Origin of the sequence: Methanobrevibacter sp. (assembly GCF_017468685.1) — an archaeon.
Taxonomy (GTDB): domain Archaea; phylum Methanobacteriota; class Methanobacteria; order Methanobacteriales; family Methanobacteriaceae; genus Methanocatella.
In genome coordinates, this window is record NZ_JAFUHT010000054.1 from 1 (window position 1) to 17514 (window position 17514).

The 17514-nt window shown below is 32.8% G+C and carries 18 protein-coding genes; 12 read left to right on the plus strand and 6 right to left on the minus strand.

What is annotated here, in order from left to right; translation table 11 throughout:
* Window positions 1–585: 585 nt before the first annotated feature.
* Complete coding sequence (locus IJ258_RS07130; RefSeq protein WP_292805048.1) at window positions 586–951, minus strand: HEPN domain-containing protein; 366 nt, start codon at window positions 949–951, stop codon at window positions 586–588.
* Window positions 948–1253, minus strand: a complete 306-nt coding sequence (locus tag IJ258_RS07135) for a nucleotidyltransferase domain-containing protein (protein ID WP_292805051.1) — start codon at window positions 1251–1253, stop codon at window positions 948–950. The genes IJ258_RS07130 and IJ258_RS07135 overlap by 4 nt, the downstream gene beginning before the upstream one ends.
* A 221-nt stretch (window positions 1254–1474) precedes the next feature.
* On the opposite strand from IJ258_RS07135, the gene IJ258_RS07140 reads away from it, so the two are divergent.
* From IJ258_RS07140 to IJ258_RS07150, 3 genes are read left to right on the plus strand one after another with little or no spacing between them, the layout of a single operon-like run.
* Entirely contained in the window at window positions 1475–2257 is a 783-nt protein-coding gene (locus IJ258_RS07140; RefSeq protein ID WP_292805054.1) for a TrmB family transcriptional regulator, read from the plus strand.
* 5 nt (window positions 2258–2262) lie between these two features.
* Window positions 2263–3489 (plus strand): FprA family A-type flavoprotein, encoded by a 1227-nt coding sequence (locus IJ258_RS07145; protein WP_292805057.1) that lies wholly within the window; start codon window positions 2263–2265, stop codon window positions 3487–3489.
* 2 nt (window positions 3490–3491) lie between these two features.
* Window positions 3492–3740, plus strand: coding sequence for a hypothetical protein (locus IJ258_RS07150; protein ID WP_292805060.1), 249 nt, complete (start codon window positions 3492–3494; stop codon window positions 3738–3740).
* A 109-nt stretch (window positions 3741–3849) separates the two neighbouring features.
* Here IJ258_RS07150 and IJ258_RS07155 read toward each other — a convergent pair whose 3' ends face one another.
* From IJ258_RS07155 to IJ258_RS07170, 4 genes are all read right to left on the minus strand, one after another.
* A complete protein-coding gene (locus IJ258_RS07155; RefSeq protein ID WP_292805063.1) occupies window positions 3850–6408 on the minus strand; it encodes a C1 family peptidase in 2559 nt (852 codons plus the stop codon).
* 105 nt (window positions 6409–6513) lie between these two features.
* On the minus strand, window positions 6514–6969 hold the full coding sequence (locus IJ258_RS07160) for a hypothetical protein (RefSeq protein WP_292805066.1): 456 nt from the start codon (window positions 6967–6969) through the stop codon (window positions 6514–6516).
* Between the two features lie 54 nt (window positions 6970–7023).
* Complete coding sequence (locus IJ258_RS07165; RefSeq protein ID WP_292805069.1) at window positions 7024–7659, minus strand: stage II sporulation protein M; 636 nt, start codon at window positions 7657–7659, stop codon at window positions 7024–7026.
* 32 nt (window positions 7660–7691) lie between these two features.
* A complete protein-coding gene (locus tag IJ258_RS07170; RefSeq protein WP_292805072.1) occupies window positions 7692–8402 on the minus strand; it encodes a DUF4013 domain-containing protein in 711 nt (236 codons plus the stop codon).
* A gap of 659 nt (window positions 8403–9061) precedes the next feature.
* On the opposite strand from IJ258_RS07170, the gene IJ258_RS07175 reads away from it, so the two are divergent.
* The 9 genes from IJ258_RS07175 to IJ258_RS07215 all read left to right on the plus strand — a co-directional run bounded on the left by IJ258_RS07175 (window position 9062) and on the right by IJ258_RS07215 (window position 17511).
* On the plus strand, window positions 9062–9319 hold the full coding sequence (locus IJ258_RS07175) for a PRC-barrel domain-containing protein (RefSeq protein ID WP_292805075.1): 258 nt from the start codon (window positions 9062–9064) through the stop codon (window positions 9317–9319).
* A 131-nt stretch (window positions 9320–9450) separates the two neighbouring features.
* Complete coding sequence (locus IJ258_RS07180; protein WP_292805078.1) at window positions 9451–10050, plus strand: DUF4013 domain-containing protein; 600 nt, start codon at window positions 9451–9453, stop codon at window positions 10048–10050.
* Complete coding sequence (locus IJ258_RS07185) at window positions 10047–10742, plus strand: DUF4013 domain-containing protein (protein WP_292805081.1); 696 nt, start codon at window positions 10047–10049, stop codon at window positions 10740–10742. The genes IJ258_RS07180 and IJ258_RS07185 overlap by 4 nt, the downstream gene beginning before the upstream one ends.
* Window positions 10743–10848: 106 nt before the next feature.
* Window positions 10849–11553, plus strand: a complete 705-nt coding sequence (locus IJ258_RS07190; RefSeq protein WP_292805084.1) for an ABC transporter ATP-binding protein — start codon at window positions 10849–10851, stop codon at window positions 11551–11553.
* Between the two features lie 6 nt (window positions 11554–11559).
* The gene (locus IJ258_RS07195) at window positions 11560–13851 is read left to right on the plus strand and encodes an ABC transporter permease (RefSeq protein ID WP_292805087.1); all 2292 of its coding nucleotides are present in this window, start codon (window positions 11560–11562) and stop codon (window positions 13849–13851) included.
* Window positions 13852–13968: 117 nt separating this feature from the next.
* Window positions 13969–14769 (plus strand): DUF4013 domain-containing protein, encoded by an 801-nt coding sequence (locus IJ258_RS07200; RefSeq protein ID WP_292805090.1) that lies wholly within the window; start codon window positions 13969–13971, stop codon window positions 14767–14769.
* A 183-nt stretch (window positions 14770–14952) separates the two neighbouring features.
* A complete protein-coding gene (gene hemB / locus IJ258_RS07205; protein WP_292805093.1) occupies window positions 14953–15954 on the plus strand; it encodes a porphobilinogen synthase in 1002 nt (333 codons plus the stop codon).
* Window positions 15954–16832, plus strand: coding sequence for a triphosphoribosyl-dephospho-CoA synthase (locus IJ258_RS07210; RefSeq protein ID WP_292805096.1), 879 nt, complete (start codon window positions 15954–15956; stop codon window positions 16830–16832). Before hemB ends, IJ258_RS07210 begins: the two co-directional genes overlap by 1 nt.
* 64 nt (window positions 16833–16896) lie before the next feature.
* A complete protein-coding gene (locus IJ258_RS07215; protein WP_292805098.1) occupies window positions 16897–17511 on the plus strand; it encodes a TetR/AcrR family transcriptional regulator in 615 nt (204 codons plus the stop codon).
* Window positions 17512–17514: the final 3 nt, after the last annotated feature.

Below are 17514 nucleotides of genomic sequence, written 5' to 3' on the forward strand. Positions count from 1 at the left end.
TATAATCTTATTCGAGGAGAGCAAAACAATAAAGAAGATATTGTAGATTTTTGCGAAAGTGTATCCACTACACATCAATTAAAGCTTGATGTAAACATTTACTAAAACTCAATACTCAAAAATCAGTTTTGACGGACACCCCTAGAGTAAAACAATAAGTGTTTAAATCTTTTAATTGGAATTGGATGTTCTATAAATTTGCATATTCAATTTAAGGTATGGAATATATTTTAAACATTTTTATCAGCATATTGTCTGATTATTTTTCAACATTAACCTCGTTGATTTAATGTTCAAAACTTCCTTTTTAAACTTCGTTCATATATATCTCAGTGCAGAATCCATTTTAATTTCAAAAATGCTGCCGTTAATGTTGTTTTATTGAATTAAAATCTAAAAAAGTAATCCTTGAATTATCAAATGTATGTTAATGGAAATAGGGTGATTATTATATTCAGTTAAATCATTAAATAATTTAAATATAATTAGGATGGTGATTACAAAATATCTTCATAATTATCATCTCAAAAAACAACTAAAAAATATGTCTAAATTAGAAATATTTAAAATTACTTTATTATTCAATTAAATGAATCTTTCAGCTTCGGCAATAAATTCTTCTGCTTGTTTAATTCTTTTTCTAGCAATTCTTTCATCAATTCCATCAAATGCATCATAATCAGCATCTTCACGGTCAGATTGAGTGTCTGCTAGATAAACATATTTTTCATATGAAAAATCATCTTGGTCAATGTAATTGACTTTAAAAAGATAAATTAGCCCTTTATGTGTTTTAGGAGCCTTGACTCCTTTTTTTAGTATCAAAGCTTTTGCAACCAAAAACATGGCATAATAAGATAAACTAACTGCAGAAGAATAATCCTCTAAATCATATGATGAATGAGCACTAAGCAATTTCTTTAGATTTTTCAAAAAATAATTGAGTTTCATCCAATTTCAACACCTTCTGATAGAACATTGGATAAAAAAGAGAAATGTTGTGTGTTGATGAATCTGTCTTCAGACATAATGTGAGCAGAAATTAACTCATTTTTATCATACATAATCCATGCCACTTCCTCAGCGATAACATCTTCAATATTTTCACGATGATTAGATACAATCAAAATATCAATATCAGATTCTTCTGTATCATCGCCACGAGCAACTGATCCAAATAAAATGATTTTAATAATCTTATCTGAATTTATTGTCTTTGCAAACTCATGAGCAATCTCTTTTCTATTATTCATAAACAATCACCAACGATTATTCTTATAATATCCTATTTCAATTTCATTAACAATAAATATTTTTGAAGTGCGACTTTATGAAAAAACGTACTGGTTTGAATTGGATATTTTTAGTATCAAAGCTGATATCAATGTCACTTAATTAGTATAATTAGTGACAAAATTTTTTAATAATATAATTTTGAAATCTAAATTTGAAAATGATTGGTGGAAGTTTTTAAATGGAAAAATTGATAAATTCTCTTAAAAAATTAGGTTTAAGCAGATATGAATCACAGGCATACATAGGACTGAATCAGATAATTGCCGGACAGGCAGAAGATATTGCCAAGGTTTCCAATTTGCCGAGATCAAGAATATATGATATATTGAATGGTCTTGAAGAAAAGGGTTTTGTTGAAATCGAAAGGGGAAGGCCAATGAAATATACAGTAGTTGAACCCTCAGTAATATTCAGAAAACAGAAAGAAAAGCTGATTGATGAGTTGGAAGCAAGCGAAACCAAACTGGAAAACATATACACTAATGAAATATCCGAAGTCCAAGCACCAGTATGGCTGATTCACAATCCTGTGAGAATCATTGAAAGCGAAACCGAACTTATCAGAAAAACTCAAAAATCAATAACATTACGTGCAGGTTTTTTACTTGAAGGGGAAGCACAGGCAATAATCAAAGCCATTAAGGCAAATCCTCGAAAGATAACTGTAAAAATCCTTGCAAATCCAATATGCTATGTGGAAAACGAAAAAATCGAAATTGTCAACACATTTGAAAAATCAAAACTGCCAAATCTTGAAATCATTCAGACTGAATTGCCGATGATAAAAATGTTGATAAGTGATGAAAAGGAGCTTATGGGAACATTTGCACAATTCAGTGGCGAAAACAATTCAATCATTCCAGAAACTGCAATAGGAGTCAACAACAAGTATGCTGCAATATGTAAAAACTTCAATGATCATTTTTTAAAACAATTCGAGAAAATGAAAAAACTGATGTGATAAGTATGAAAGCGGAATCTGTAAAAATAGCTGATGGCGTATACTGGGTAGGGGCGCTTCATTGGAACACAAGAAGTTTCCATGGATTTGCAATACCTGGAACAACATACAACTGTTATCTTGTATTCGGTGAAGAGAAAGTTGCATTGATTGACAATGTATTCTCTGACGGAATGATTAATCAGTTAAATGCAAGAATCAAGGACGCATTTGCAAAAGAAAATCGCGAAGAAAAAATAGACGTGTTCATTCAATGCCACACTGAACTAGACCACTCAATAGGACTTAAAGAAACCATTGACCGGTATCCTGAAGCAGAAGTTTATGCATCCCCGAAAGGTGCAGAATTTTTGCAAAAGCAATACCACACCTACTCTGATGTTGAAATTACAACTGTAAAAACAGGTGATGAAATTGATTTGGGCGGCAAGACTTTAGCTGTTGTGTCTGCTCCAATGCTTCACTGGCCGGACAGCATGTTCGTAATGCTTAAGGAAAGCGGAATATTATTTTCAAATGATGCATTCGGACAGCACTTGTGCTTATCCAAAAGATATGCAGAAGATTACTCTGAAGACTACATAATGACTGCTGCTAAAAAATTCTTCGCCAATCTCGTGGTTTTAGGTTCTCCAATGCTTAGAATGAAATTCCAGGAATTGACTGATGCTGGAATTGTAGAGCAAATTACAATGATTGCACCATGTCACGGACAAATCTGGAAAGATCCGTCAAAAATAATTCAGGCATACTCTGACTGGGCAAGCGGCGTATGTGAAGATAAAATCACAATCGTTTATGATACAATGCACCATTCAACCGAGAAATTGGCATTCCAGATTGCCGAAGGAATAATGAGTGAAGGCGTTGAGGCCGTGATGTATCATATGGAAAATGATTATGAATCAGAAGTAGTTACAGACATCCTTGATTCAAAGGCAATAGCATTAGGCGCTCCAACAATGATGAACAAACCTTTCCCAAGAATCGGAAACATCATGTACTGGCTTGACTGCCTTAATTTCAAAGGCACCACAAGTGAAAAGAATGCACTCATATTCTCATCCAAAGGATGGGGAGGAGGAGCTGTTAAAAAACTCCAGGATGATTTAGAAAGTGCAGGCTTTACAATATTCGACACATTGGATGCAGTATTTGTGCCTGATGAGGATGTTTATGGGGAAGCATATCAAAAAGGAGTTGAACTTGCAAAATCAATAAAAGGTGAATGATTATGGCTAATTTAGACAAAGACATTGAAGCAAAAATTGAAGAAATTATTGGCAAATACCAAAAAAGGGAAACAAAACTTCTAAACTACCTGATTGTGGATGATGAAATAACATTCTTCTTGCCATTGTCTGATGATGAAAAAATATCTGATGATGATTTGAATAAAATTTCAGAGCTCATTGATGGTGAGTACATTCAAACAGATTCAGTCAATCAGGAATACAGAATCAGATTCAGATACGGATTATAGAGCATTTGCTCATAATCCCTTCTAATTTTTTATAAAACTCTTTTCCAAATCAGTAATGATTATTGAAAAAATAAAATAAAAAAAGATAAATAGAGATAGTGTTTAATCTCTATTTTTTAATGGTTATTTTTTTGCTGACAACATCTTTTCCATATGTGACTTTGTAGGTGTATTTTTTGCCCACTTTAAGTTTTTTGAGCACATTCTTTTTGATTTTAAATGTTGCTACGCCTTTTTTGCTGGTTTTTACTTTATAGGTTTTGCCTTTGAATTTTAGGGTTACGTATTTGCCTTTAATGTATTTTTTGTTAACCTTTTTCAAAGTCACTTTGATTTTCAGGACTTTTGCAGATTTTTTAGCCTTAATGTTTTTAGCAACAACAATACTTTTAACCTTAACCTTATTCTTAACAGTAACACCACCATATGTTGCACTGATTGTGTATTTGGTTGATTTTGGTTTTACTGTAGGTATTTTGTATGTTGCATAACCATTGCTGTCTGTTTTAACCTTTTTGGTGACACCATTGAATTTGAAAGTCACATACACGCCACTTACTGCTTTGCCGTCAACAGTTACACGAACCTTATAAGCAGTTCCTGCAGAGTAAAGCATGGTGACATCCTTGTTGCCGCTGAGGACAGGTTTGGATGGAGTAGGCTCAGGCGGAATTACTGGCGCATTAACAGTGTATACTTTCAAGATTGCAGTTGCATTTAAAGTTTTCATATCAACCCAGTTACTACCGTCAGTACTGACAAATGACACGTTATCTTGCCAGTGTTGTCTTGAATATATCATATAAGGCACATTACTGCTTTTAAATACAACCTTGAATTTATCATTGGCTGAAACTGAGATATTTTCAGTTAATTTAATAGTATGGAATCCTGAAAATGGACTTACGCCTTTTTGTGTATGTTTTAAAACATCATTGACATAAATGCTTAATTCATACTCTGTACCTTCATCGCTGAAGTATGTACCGACAGCTGCTATCAAATCATCTGATAGGGAAGTGTAGGTGTTTGAGTAGTAAGTGTAGTTTTCATTGAACCCACATAACTCTCCAGTGTCTGTCTGATAGTTTTTAGTGTATTTTTCAGTGTTGTTAATTAAAAATGCCAATGAAGGTTCCTGGCCTATAAATGAATTGTCATAATATGAAAGGTAGAAGTATCCTTCATCTCCGAAACTTGTACCCCAACTGTTTTTAACAATCCAAGCACCATCGCCAGGAGGGGTTATTAGGAAATTGTCCTTTGAAAAATTATCATCCCATCCTACAAGAGATACAGCATGGTCTACATCATCACTTTCATTGTAATACTGAGCGGATGTTTTCACATTATAATATGGTGCATCTGTTTGAGCATTGTAGCACATGAACAGTGATCCGTATTTGATTAATGCATTTTTGAATATATCATTGTCCAGTGCATTTTCACGTGGAGGCAGGAATATTACATCCTGAATGTGAATAATTTCATTTGCAATATTTAAATGTTGAGACACTTTTCCAAGTTCATCATAGGTGTCCAGTTGTGTTGGGTATGGACCATACCAGTTTATGAAGTATCCTGCACCGGTGAATGAATCTCCACCTTCATCAAGCATGTCCAATCCGTAAATGGAATATTGTAGCATAGTGTTTTGAACACTGTCTTCTGAAAAGTCATATAATATTCCTGTTGCCTTAAGAAGTGCTGATTCCAGTGCACCACATGAACCAAATGTCCAGCATGCACCCATTGCGCCCTGGTCTTTAATAGGACTTAACCATCCCCAATCTTTTAAGTTGAATTTGGATGGTAATTTATCAAAAGAAATTGTATTGTTGATTAATTTTATTTCAATTCCCTCATTAACGATGATTGTTGAATAAAATGTATTGTTTAAGGATATTGTATCATTATTAAATACATTATCTTCACTTATATTGTTTGTTCCGAAAACTGAGTATAGGGCATTACCATTATCTGTGAAGGTATTGTTGGATAAAATCAGATTGACATCATATGTGTAGATTGCATCGCCGATATTTGATCCGTGATTATCAATGAATTTTGAATCTTTAATCATAACATTTCCATTATCAAGATATAAAACCCCGCCTACTTCCAAATCAACCATAACATTATTGTTTCTTTTGAATGTGGAATTTTGAATACATACATTGGCATAGGATGTCCATATTGCAGCACCATCAAATGTTGCAGTGTTATCCTCAAAAGTTGAGTCAGTTATATTCAGATTACCTGACAACTGCATTACGGCTCCAAATTCAGATTTACAGTTTTTAAATATTGAATTTGTAATTGTTAGATTTGATGTAAAAACACCATGGTCCTCATCAAACAAATCTGCAAAAATTGCACCACCGTCTTTACCAGCAGTCAGATTTGTAAATTCACAATCAACAATTTTAAACCGACAATCGTTTTTCATACCAATTGTCCCACCAGTTTCCGTTACTGTGAGGTTGTTGAATTTGCTTTTGCGAATATTAGCAGTAGTCATTTCACTGTAAATTGCATTGCTGTAGCGGGAATTTGAATTTGTGAATGTGGAATTTTCAACAATTAAATTACCCAAGTAAGTATAAATATGGGACCAATTGGAATTTCCCCCTTCAAAAGTACAATTATAGACAGTTAAAAGCCCCATAAATACTTTAATGTCTGATGTTTGACTGGCAGTATTTGAAATGAATCTGGAATTAATAACAGTTAAATCACTTTCTTGTAAAATAATTCCAGCATATGTATCTTGTTACGAACAATTTACAATGGTAATATTGTCAAACGTAATGTTATTTACCATTGTAAATTCTATTGTTCCATTGTATGCATTTTTAAAAATAAGATTTTTAATTGTTACATTACTTCCAGTTATACTAAATATACTTGCTTTGTTATTTCCATCGATATAATGTCCTTTACTGTCCAGTGTGAAATTATTCTTACTAATTACAACACCAGAAGTAAACTTAGTATCTCTATCAGAATCATAAACGTAATCCTGATTGAGTGAAAGTTCATCTGAACTTTCAGATATTGTATTATTCAAATCATTAAAGTTTCCAGTTGAAGAATCAGTTGCCAATAAATCAGCACCTTCATTAATGTCAGTTATGTTTTCTTCAGCAGAAACTGATGATATGGCGAATAATGCAATTAGAATTAAACTAATAATAACCAATTTATTTTTAATATTATCATCCTCCATTTTTAAATAAAATTAATCAATTGAAAACAATTGTTAATTAATTTCTCCTTTTGTTTAAGCTCCCAATATTATCTCTGAAAATGGAACTGAAACATATGCTTCAATCGGAGCAGCAATAATCAGCAGTATTGTTGCAAATATCATTAGCATTATGCTTTGAATCAATACCTTTTTGGTTTCATCAAGTGCATCTGAAGCTCCCTGTGTCTGGTCGCCCATCCAGGATTTTATGAATTTCCAGATGAACAAAAACAGCAACACTCCTGCCACTGACTGAAGAACAGTTGCAGTAATTTCAAATATGCCATGAGGAATTAAATAAACAATGAATTTAAGACCACCATTAGGCATTGCCTGATTAAAAAGTTGTCCGATAGCTCCCAGATTAACTCCATTGTATACTAGCATTATTATTGCAGGAATTGCAAAGAATACTGAAGAAATATATGTTACAATGCCTCCCCATTCATTATTAATGAAAAGTTCACCTGCACCAACATTGGCGCTCATGTTTGGAGCCGTTGTATTCGCAGCGGGCATATTGCTTATGACAGATCCGATTCTTGCACCGGATAAGATCCATGCTGCAACAAAAGATATTATAAACAAAAGATACAATCCAATTATCAATTTCCAATTGTCTTTCAATGATTCAATTGTTAAATCTTTAAACTTTGTTAAAAAATTCATAAAAATCAAAAAAAAGAAAATTAAAGGTTTATTTATACGTCAGAGTATAATAAACCAGTTGCTCTTCCGACAAAGAATACTAAGTAAACTGATAGAATACCTAATATTATTCCGCCGACAGTTGAATTCCATTGAGCGATAAGTCCGCAAATGAAAAACAATATAAATGAAATTATTGCAAGAATAATAATGAATAAAATAACTTTTAAAAATCCAACTCTGGAAATGTCTCCAATTGCTTCACCAACAGCTAATGCATTACCTAATTCATCTGTTTTAGCTAATCTGCATTGTGCCATTATCAAAGCCAATGAGAATATTATTGCCAATATTACTCCTACGATAGTAACTATCCAGTTCTGGAAAATTACAGATAAGACAGCAGTTATGATGATTGGAATAATCATGTAAACGATGTTTACAACTAAGTATTTAACACCATTGATGAACTGTCTTACAAAGTCGATTCCCGGACTGTCAGCTCTTCTGTCAATACCGTATTTTATGATGTCCAATTCGTAACCTGTTATTACAAATCCTATTACAAGTGAGATGATGATTCCGATAATTCCAGATCCGGCAAGTGCCCAGACATTATCTGCTGTAACTCCTGCCAGGACTCCAACGAGAGTTCCGGCAATCGCAATTCCTAAAATAATTCCTAAAATAACGTATAGAACTAATGCTTTGATATTACTAAACGGATATGCTAAAGCATCACTAAATATTTCACCTAATTCCATTTCTCTTTTCCTCCATTAATATTTTATTAAATAAACATAGTATAGAAAACATGTAATCACATGAATTTCCCTATGAGTCTGATATTCACTAGATTATAGTTTTTATTGAATAATACTTAATTTTCAAGCATTATATTGCTCTTATGAATATATTTTGTTTTTAAATATGTTACATTATTTTTTATGCAAATATTAATTTACAATTATATACATTCTAATATAAAATATTTTTCATTTTAACATATACAAATTAATAATAAATAGAAATAATGTGTATATTTAATTAATATGCATATTATATATTATTAAATCATTTTTAATCTAAATAAACTAAATTTAAAAAGAATAAATCTATAATAATTGATTAAATATTGACAAGATATGTTTACATTAATATAATGTTTTTTATAGCTAATTAGGCTATTATAATTATTTTAATTTTATTAAATACATATTAAAAAACAAAATGAGACATATTAATAAAATACTCTTTTTTGTAATGTTTATATTTATTTTAACTTGTTTTATGGTGATTTTTCATCTGATTTATATTTAAATATTATGAAATATAAACATAATGCTTAACTCAATTAATTGAGTTTATAGTGCATTTTCTAATATGTCTGTTACAATTAAGAAGTTAATTATGAGGTGTTAATATGAGAATTAAAAATTTAATTGGAGCTATTGTCTTAGATGTATCCGCTAATGAAGTGGGAAAAATAATTGATGTTGATTTCAATAAAGAAGATGGTAAGATCAACTCAATTATAATCTCTTTGAGAAAAAACATGTTGAATACTGATGAGATTAATGTTGATTATAATGACATTAAAACTATTGGTAAATTCGTTTTATTGAACATTGAAATATCAAAAGAAGAAAAAACTGAAACTGTGGATGATGTAGTAGAATAAAACAGTATACTAATACAAAAATAATGTTGGACAAACATGCTATGATAAATTATAACTATATATATAATTTAAGTTAGATATCTTAATAAAAAGATTCATCTGCTTTAAAATTTATATTATATAGGATTATTATGAAGAACAATGTTAGGATTTTACGAAAAGCAATGGGATTAACCCAGGAACAGCTTGCAAAAAAGGTAGGCATTTCCCGCCAATCCCTATCTAACTTAAATAATTTTAAAACCCTTCTGAAAAATGGTATAAAAATATTCTTTGTAAAATTCATATATCTGATTTTCCCACTGGTTTTATTTCTTTTAACTGTTACAGGTTCAATTCCAAGATTTGCAGGATTAATAATAACTGGTGTGCTTTTTGTAGTCCTATACGTATATTGTTTTATAGCTATTGCAAATATGGTTTATCATGATTCATTTAAAAAAGCATTTGCACTAAATGAGATAAGTATTGTGAAAAATAATATCGGTTGGCTATTATTATTCGGATTGTTAATGACCATTTTATTCATATTTTATGGAGTTACAGCATTTCTGGATGAATTCATAATCTTTTTAGGCAATTTCATAAACATTAATGCAATACTTTTCGACTCATTTACAGTCTATAAGTTATTGCTATTATTAATTTCAAGCTTAACCGTTCAGCCGTTCATTGATATTTTAACTGCAAGAATTGCAGGAGTTATTTATGAAAATGGAAGTGAAACATGATATTTGATATTCTGACAGATTCTGTAAGGTATGCAATTTCAAAACCTAAAACTATACTAATTCTCGGTGTTTTTAATTTATTTGATTTTCTTGTTGTCCCATTACTTTTTGCATTGGGATACTATTATAAAATCACAAAAGAATCAACAAGAGGCATGATAAATTGTGATGAAAAAATGCCTCCTTTAAATAACTTCAAACAACTTTTTATAGATGGGGTTAAAGTTCTTTCAGCTGGTTTGATATATTTAATACCTCCATTTGTTGTATTTATCAGTCTTTTATTTTTGTCTGAATTGGGTTATCTTGAATACGATTTGGTTGATCCTCTTTCAAACTGCATATTCTTCATATTCTTCTGCTATTTCTATATTGCCCTTCCAAATATGGCATATCATGACTCATTTAAAAAAGCATTTGATTTTAAACAAATTAACAGGATAATAATTAAAAAAATAGGGGTTCTCCCATTAATTATCGTATTATTAGCTATTAATTTCATGGAATATATATTTGGAAGCATCAGTGCAGATATTGTTCAAATATTAAACATTATATTTAGTCTTGATGCTGTTTCTCTACATGCATTGACATTTGTCTTTGGAACAGTTATGATTGCCCTTTTCATCACTCCATTTATAGATGTCCTACTGTCAAGGGCTACCGGTCTGTTATACGTCAGTGATGATTAATGATTAAATTAAATTTGAATTTTATGCTTATTAATTAACAATATTGTTAAATATTATTAATAAATTAAATAAAATTAGAATAAATCAAACTAATAGGGTCTTAGAAATGAATACATTAATTGAAGTTAAAAATGTTTCCAAGGAATATCAAACTGGAAACCAGATAGTTAAAGCGGCGAACAATCTTAATTTCACTATTGATAAAGGGGAGCTTGTAGTAATTCTTGGACCATCCGGAAGTGGAAAATCCACACTGCTCAACCTTTTAGGAGGACTTGACAAAGCCACAAATGGTGAAATCATTATCGACGGTGAAAACATCACAGCATTTTCAGACAAGAAACTCACACGCTACAGAGCAAAGGAAATAGGATTCATCTTTCAGTTCTACAACCTGATTCCGAACCTAACAGCTTGTGAAAATATTGAGATACTGAATGATATTGTTGATGAAAACATTGACGGAAAAGAAGTCTTGGCACAGGTTGGCCTTTCACAGCACGTTAACAAATTCCCATCAGAACTGTCCGGTGGAGAACAGCAAAGAGTATCTATTGCAAGAGCTATCGCTAAAAAGCCAAAAATGCTTTTATGTGATGAACCAACTGGAGCACTGGATTCCCACACTGGAAAAATCATTATTGAACTGCTGATTAACTTATGTGAAAGCGAAAATACAACTGTCATTATAGTAACACACAACAGTGAATTTGCAAAAGTTGCAAACAAGGTTATACACATAAAAAACGGTCAGGTTGAAAACATTGAAAACCATGAAAATCCGCAAACGGTAGATTCCATAAACTGGTGATAAAGTATGTTATTTAAAAAGATGTTTCGTGACATTAAGGAAAACAAGATGCAGTTCATAGCCATTTTTCTAATGTCATTTATCACACTGCTTGCCTTTGCAGGAATCGGATCTGAAGTTCAGGGTCTTCAGGACAACCTAAACAATTATTATAATGAAACCAATATGGCCGATGCATATGCATTCGGAAGCAACTTCAATGAAAGCGTAATCAAAGACTTTAAGAACATGGACACAACAACAGGCATTGAGTCCCAGTTCGTTGTAAAATCCATTGCTGATTTGGAAAACGACCCCACAGTAACGCTGCATTTTCTTGAGAAAAATAATATCTCCCAATACTATCCGGTTAAAGGAGATGCAATTGATTTTGATGATGAGGATGGAATATGGCTGGATGCAAGATTTGCAGAGGTAAAGAATCTGACAGTGGGAGATGAAATCACTCTGGAATTTAACGGAATCACAATAACAAAAACAATCCGTGGTCTTGGATATTCACCGGATTATGTTTATGAGGAACCTGAAAACGGTCTGGTTTCAGATTTCAAATATCAGGGATTCGGATACTTATCAGATAAGGCATATCCTGCTCCAAATATGCCTCACAACAAGCTACTGATGACAACCAATGTCAGCAATCAGGAATATTATGACCAGACACGTGAAATGCTTGAGGACAAGGGATATGATGACATAATTGATGGTGCTGCATTCATGCCTCGTGAAGACACAGGCAGTGACAACCAGATACAGGATGAAATCAAACAGCACATCATTTTAGCGGTAATGTTTCCAATCATATTTGTCGTTGTGGCACTTCTGATTCTTTTAACTACAATGACACGTATTGTAAGTCATCAAAGAACACAGATTGGAACATTAAAGGCAATTGGATTTGAAAACAGACCATTAATAATACATTACTTATCCTATGGTTTTATTTTAACATTGATTGGTAGTGTGCTTGGAATAATTGTTGGCCACTATACGATACCCTACATTTTTATTGGCACTATGCAGTCATACTATACTTTGCCTAGCTGGAATCCGGGATTAAACATGAACTTTATTTATGTAGCACTTCTAATCGTTTTGGGATCAGTTTTATGTTCATATTATGCAGTTGCAAGTATTATGCGTGAATCTCCTTCTGCTACACTAAAAGCAAAGCCGCCAAAAATAAATAAGATAGGTTTTGTTGAAAACACATGGATATGGGAAAAATTCGGATTTAACCTCAGATGGAATACACGTGACGTTAACCGTAACAAGTTAAGGGCAATCATTACATTATTTGGAGTTATCGGTTGTACTGTGCTTCTTATTTCAGCATTCGGTATGCATGATGGTGTCAATGATTTGAAAACATGGAAATATGATGACATTAACCATTATGAAACACAATTGGTCTTGCAGGATGATGTTTCACAGTCTCAGATTGATTCAATAATCGATGAAGTTAATGGGACTCCCGTCATGACTAAATCCATTCAGATTGATGCAAATGGTGTTAAAAAAACGCAGGTGCTGACGGTTCATGACAAAACTCCGCTGATTACGCCTACAGATAAAAACAGACAGGAAATGACATTACCTGAAGACGGAGTTTCCATTTCCCAAAAGACTGCTGAGTTTTTTGACCTTGAAGTAGGTGATACAATCAAATGGCACATTTATGGAAATGAAACATGGATAACTTCAACTGTTGATGCCATTTATGGTGATCCTTCAGTTCAGGGAATTACAATCTCTGTTAGTGAAGCGGAAAACAATAATATGTCATTTGTACCTACAGAAATCGTTACCAAAGAAAAGGTTACTGATAAATTGGATGGTGTTGGAAGCGTCAACACTCATAACGACTTGACAAGCAGTTGGGATAAGCTCACACAAACTGCTAATCTGTTGATTATAATATTGGTAATATTTGCGGTCCTGTTGGCAGTTGTTGTCCTTTACAGTTTGGGCCTTTTAGGATTTACTGAAGTGGAAAGGGATATGGCAACACTAAAAGTATTAGGATTCCAGTTGAATGATTTAAGAAAACTCTTCATGACACAATATCTTGGAATCTCACTAATAGGATTTGTAATTGGAATTCCAACCGGATATTATGTATTGGAGTCAATCAGAAGCAATACGGATAAACTTTATTATCCGACAAATTATTCACTTACTACAATAGCAATAAGCTTTGTAATAACAATAATTGTGTCAGGAATAGTTAACTGGCTTCTTGCCAATAAACTCAGAAATATTGATATGGTTGAAGCGCTTAAAAAGGAAAGGGAATAAATCTTCCCTTACTTTTTCAATTATTGATTCACAAACAAGTATGGATTAACATTTATTAATAGGGAGTTTTTTGGACATTTCAAATTAGTTGGCTAAAAACTAAATCAGGAGAATTCAATGGTAAAAAATATAATTAAAGAATCATTTCTAAAACCTTTTAGGGAGTATAAGACATTTATTTTTGTAATCGGATTAGCTGTCATATGTGATGTTATCTCTCATGAATTCTATTCTCTCCATATTGGGAGATGGTCATTGCCTTTGATGATAGCCACATCATTGGTTATTCTCATGATTGTGGGAATCATGCTGAGCCATGTCAATCGTACCGTGTATAAAACGGATGTGGAATATTTTAATGTTAAAGATAATGTCATGGAAGGATTAAAGGAGTATATTATCAATCTATACTATGTGGTTTTGTCTTCGCTGCTTTCACTACTTTTTACCATTCCTACAGGAGTTTACACCAAGTTAACTCATATTCAGGATTATGTCTTAAGCAATGACATAAGCACCACATTTCTGACTCTGCATGAATTGTCTGAAAGCATTCCAATCAATTTGCAAGTTGATTTGGTCCACAGCTTACAGATCAATTTGATTTTTGGTATGCTGATGGCTATAACATTGATTTCATTCGGATTCATTGGAAGAATCATCCTGATTAAGACAGGCAGTCTAAAAGAGGCTTTGAACTTAAGAAATGTTTATAATATTATCAAAGAAATTGGTTACATGAGATATATTCAGTTCATACTTGCTAGTTCTGTAATTATAATTGTCATGTTCAATATTTTGATTTCTTTGAAATTTTTCCTAAGTGATATATTGATTTCAGCAATATTTGAAGCTTTTATCTTGATATTTGCAACCAATGGATTTTATTTGATTGTTTCAAAAAGAAATTCTGATTGATATTCATTCGACAGGTTATGTCGGATTGATAAATTTCAAAATTGATTTTTTCATAGTGTTTTGTTTAAACAGTGTCATGTTCACAAAATTGAAATCAGTGGATATTGCACAAACTTAATTAACATTCAAGTTCATATTTTATATTGAAAAAAGCATTAAACAACTGATGATTAAGTGATTATTATGGAATTTCCAACTACAAGAATGAGAAGATTAAGAAAAAATCAAAAGATTAGGGACATTGTTCGTGAAACTAAACTGTTAAAGGAAGACTTGATTTATCCGATTTACTTTAAGGAGGAACTTGAAGGCGATGAAAAGGAAGAGATTTCATCACTTCCAGGTGAATTCAGATACTCCTTGGATTCAGGTGTTGAGTTTGCAAAACAGCTTGAAGCTAAAGGATTAAAATCAATCATTGTATTTGGAATACCAAAAGAGGAAACCAAGGATGAAATTGCTTCACCTGATTACTCAGCAACAGGAATTGTTCAAAAGGCAATTAGAAGACTTAAAAAGGAAACAAATCTTGTAATTATCTCAGATGTATGCCTGTGCCAGTACACTTCCCATGGCCATTGCGGAATGATAAAAGAAAACGATGACACTGACGACGGAATTGAAATTCTAAACGATGAATCTCTTCCATACATTGCAAAGGTTGCCTTGTCTCATGCTGAAGCCGGAGCTGACATCGTAGCGCCTTCCGACATGATGGATGGAAGAGTCGGTGCAATCAGACAGACTTTAGACGATAATGGATATGAAAACGTCATGATAATGTCATATTCAGCAAAATACGCATCAGCATTCTATGAGCCATTCAGGGTGGCTGCCTGCTCATCACCTCATGCAGGGGACAGAAAATCATATCAGATGGATCCTGGAAATGCCATTGAAGCAATCCGTGAATGCGAACTTGACGTGATTGAAGGGGCTGACTTTTTAATGGTCAAACCTGCACTCCCGTACCTTGATGTGGTCAGAATGGTCAGGGATGAGTTCATGCTTCCTTTGGTTGCATATAACGTAAGTGGAGAATATTCCATGATTATGGCTGCAATCGAAAAGGGATACTTGACTGAAAGGGCTATTCTTGAAGCATTACTTTCAATTAAAAGAGCTGGAGCAGATTTGATAATCACCAATTTTGCACCATACCTGCTTTTGAATGATGTGATATAATGGATGTAAATGAAATTGCAAAAATCGCTCAAATCGCTTCAGCATTGGAAGTGAGCGGATATCCAAAGCCGGGTAATGTTCACCGTACACGTGACTATGATGATATGGAATTTGAGGATTTCATCATAAGCGGAATAGTCATTGGAGATACCATACGTGAGGCATGCAGTGATGTGGATGTTGAAAACCCTCAATTGGGCAAATACATTCTGCAGGCTGTAGCTGAAACCGACAGATGGATTAAAAACAACACTAACTTGGGAATTGTCATGATGACAACACCAATTGCCGTTGCAGCATCCATCAGCGATTCATTTGATGATATGAGAGAAAACATTAAATTATTGATGGCAAACACTTCAGTGGATGATGCATGCGACTTGTATGATGCAATCAACATTGCAGATGCCGGTGGAATGGGCGATCAGGATGAGTATGATGTTGCAAGCGACAATGCAAAACAGGAGTTAAGGGACAATAATCAGACCATGTATGATGTTTTGAAAATATCTGCTCCATGGGACATGCTTGCACGTGAAATGACCAGTGATATGCCTGCCGTGTTTGAAATAGGCTATCCGACTTATCATGAACTAAAAGAAGAGAAGTCTAAAAATGAAGCCTGTCTTTTGACATTTTTAACTATTTTGTCACATGTTCCGGATACTTTGATTTCAAGAAAGTACGGGGATGATGAGGCTCTCAAAATATCTCTCATGACAAGGGATTTGCTTAAGATGAAAGATTCTGCTGACTTTATAGATAGGGTTGCTGAATTTGACGATTATTTATTTAAGAATAAGTATAATCCTGGAACAACTGCAGATTTAACAGCTGCTTCTATTTTTGTAAGTTATTTGAAATCCAATTTCAAATAATTTTTTTTAAATTTTAAACTAACAACCGTTAGTTTTTTATAGTATAACTAACAACTGTTAGTTAATGAAAGTAAATAATAAAGATAAAATTTTCAATGTTTCAATTGATTTGTTCTCAGAATATGGATATGATGGTGTTTCTGTTCGACAAATCGCCGGAGAAGTTGGAATAAAGGAAAGCTCAATATATAATCATTTCAAAAGTAAAGAAGCTATTCTGGATTCTATTTTAAATTATTATATCGAAAAGATGATGTCTGAAGACATTCCAATTGAAGAGGCAAGCACAAATCTCGATGTAGGTTTTGATTATTTTTACCAAACTGGGCTGGACGCATTTGCAGGTCAGCTAAAAGATGAGAAAATGTCAAAAATCACAAGAATAATATTGATAGAATCATATCACAATGAAAAAATTAACGGATTTCTTAAAAAAAGCATACTTGATGAGGCAATCAATGGTTGGATTAAGTTATTTGATTTGATGAAGTTCAAAAAAGTGATTCGCGAAGATGCCGATTCAAGACAGCTCGCAGAATCATTTTACAAATACGGCCTGTTCCTTTTATATGAACATTACATCATCAATTATCCTGAAGATGATGGGAAATTCATCGAAAAGCTTTGTAAAAAGTCACAAAATCACATTAAGCTGTTATATGATTCCGTAAGGAGGTAACAC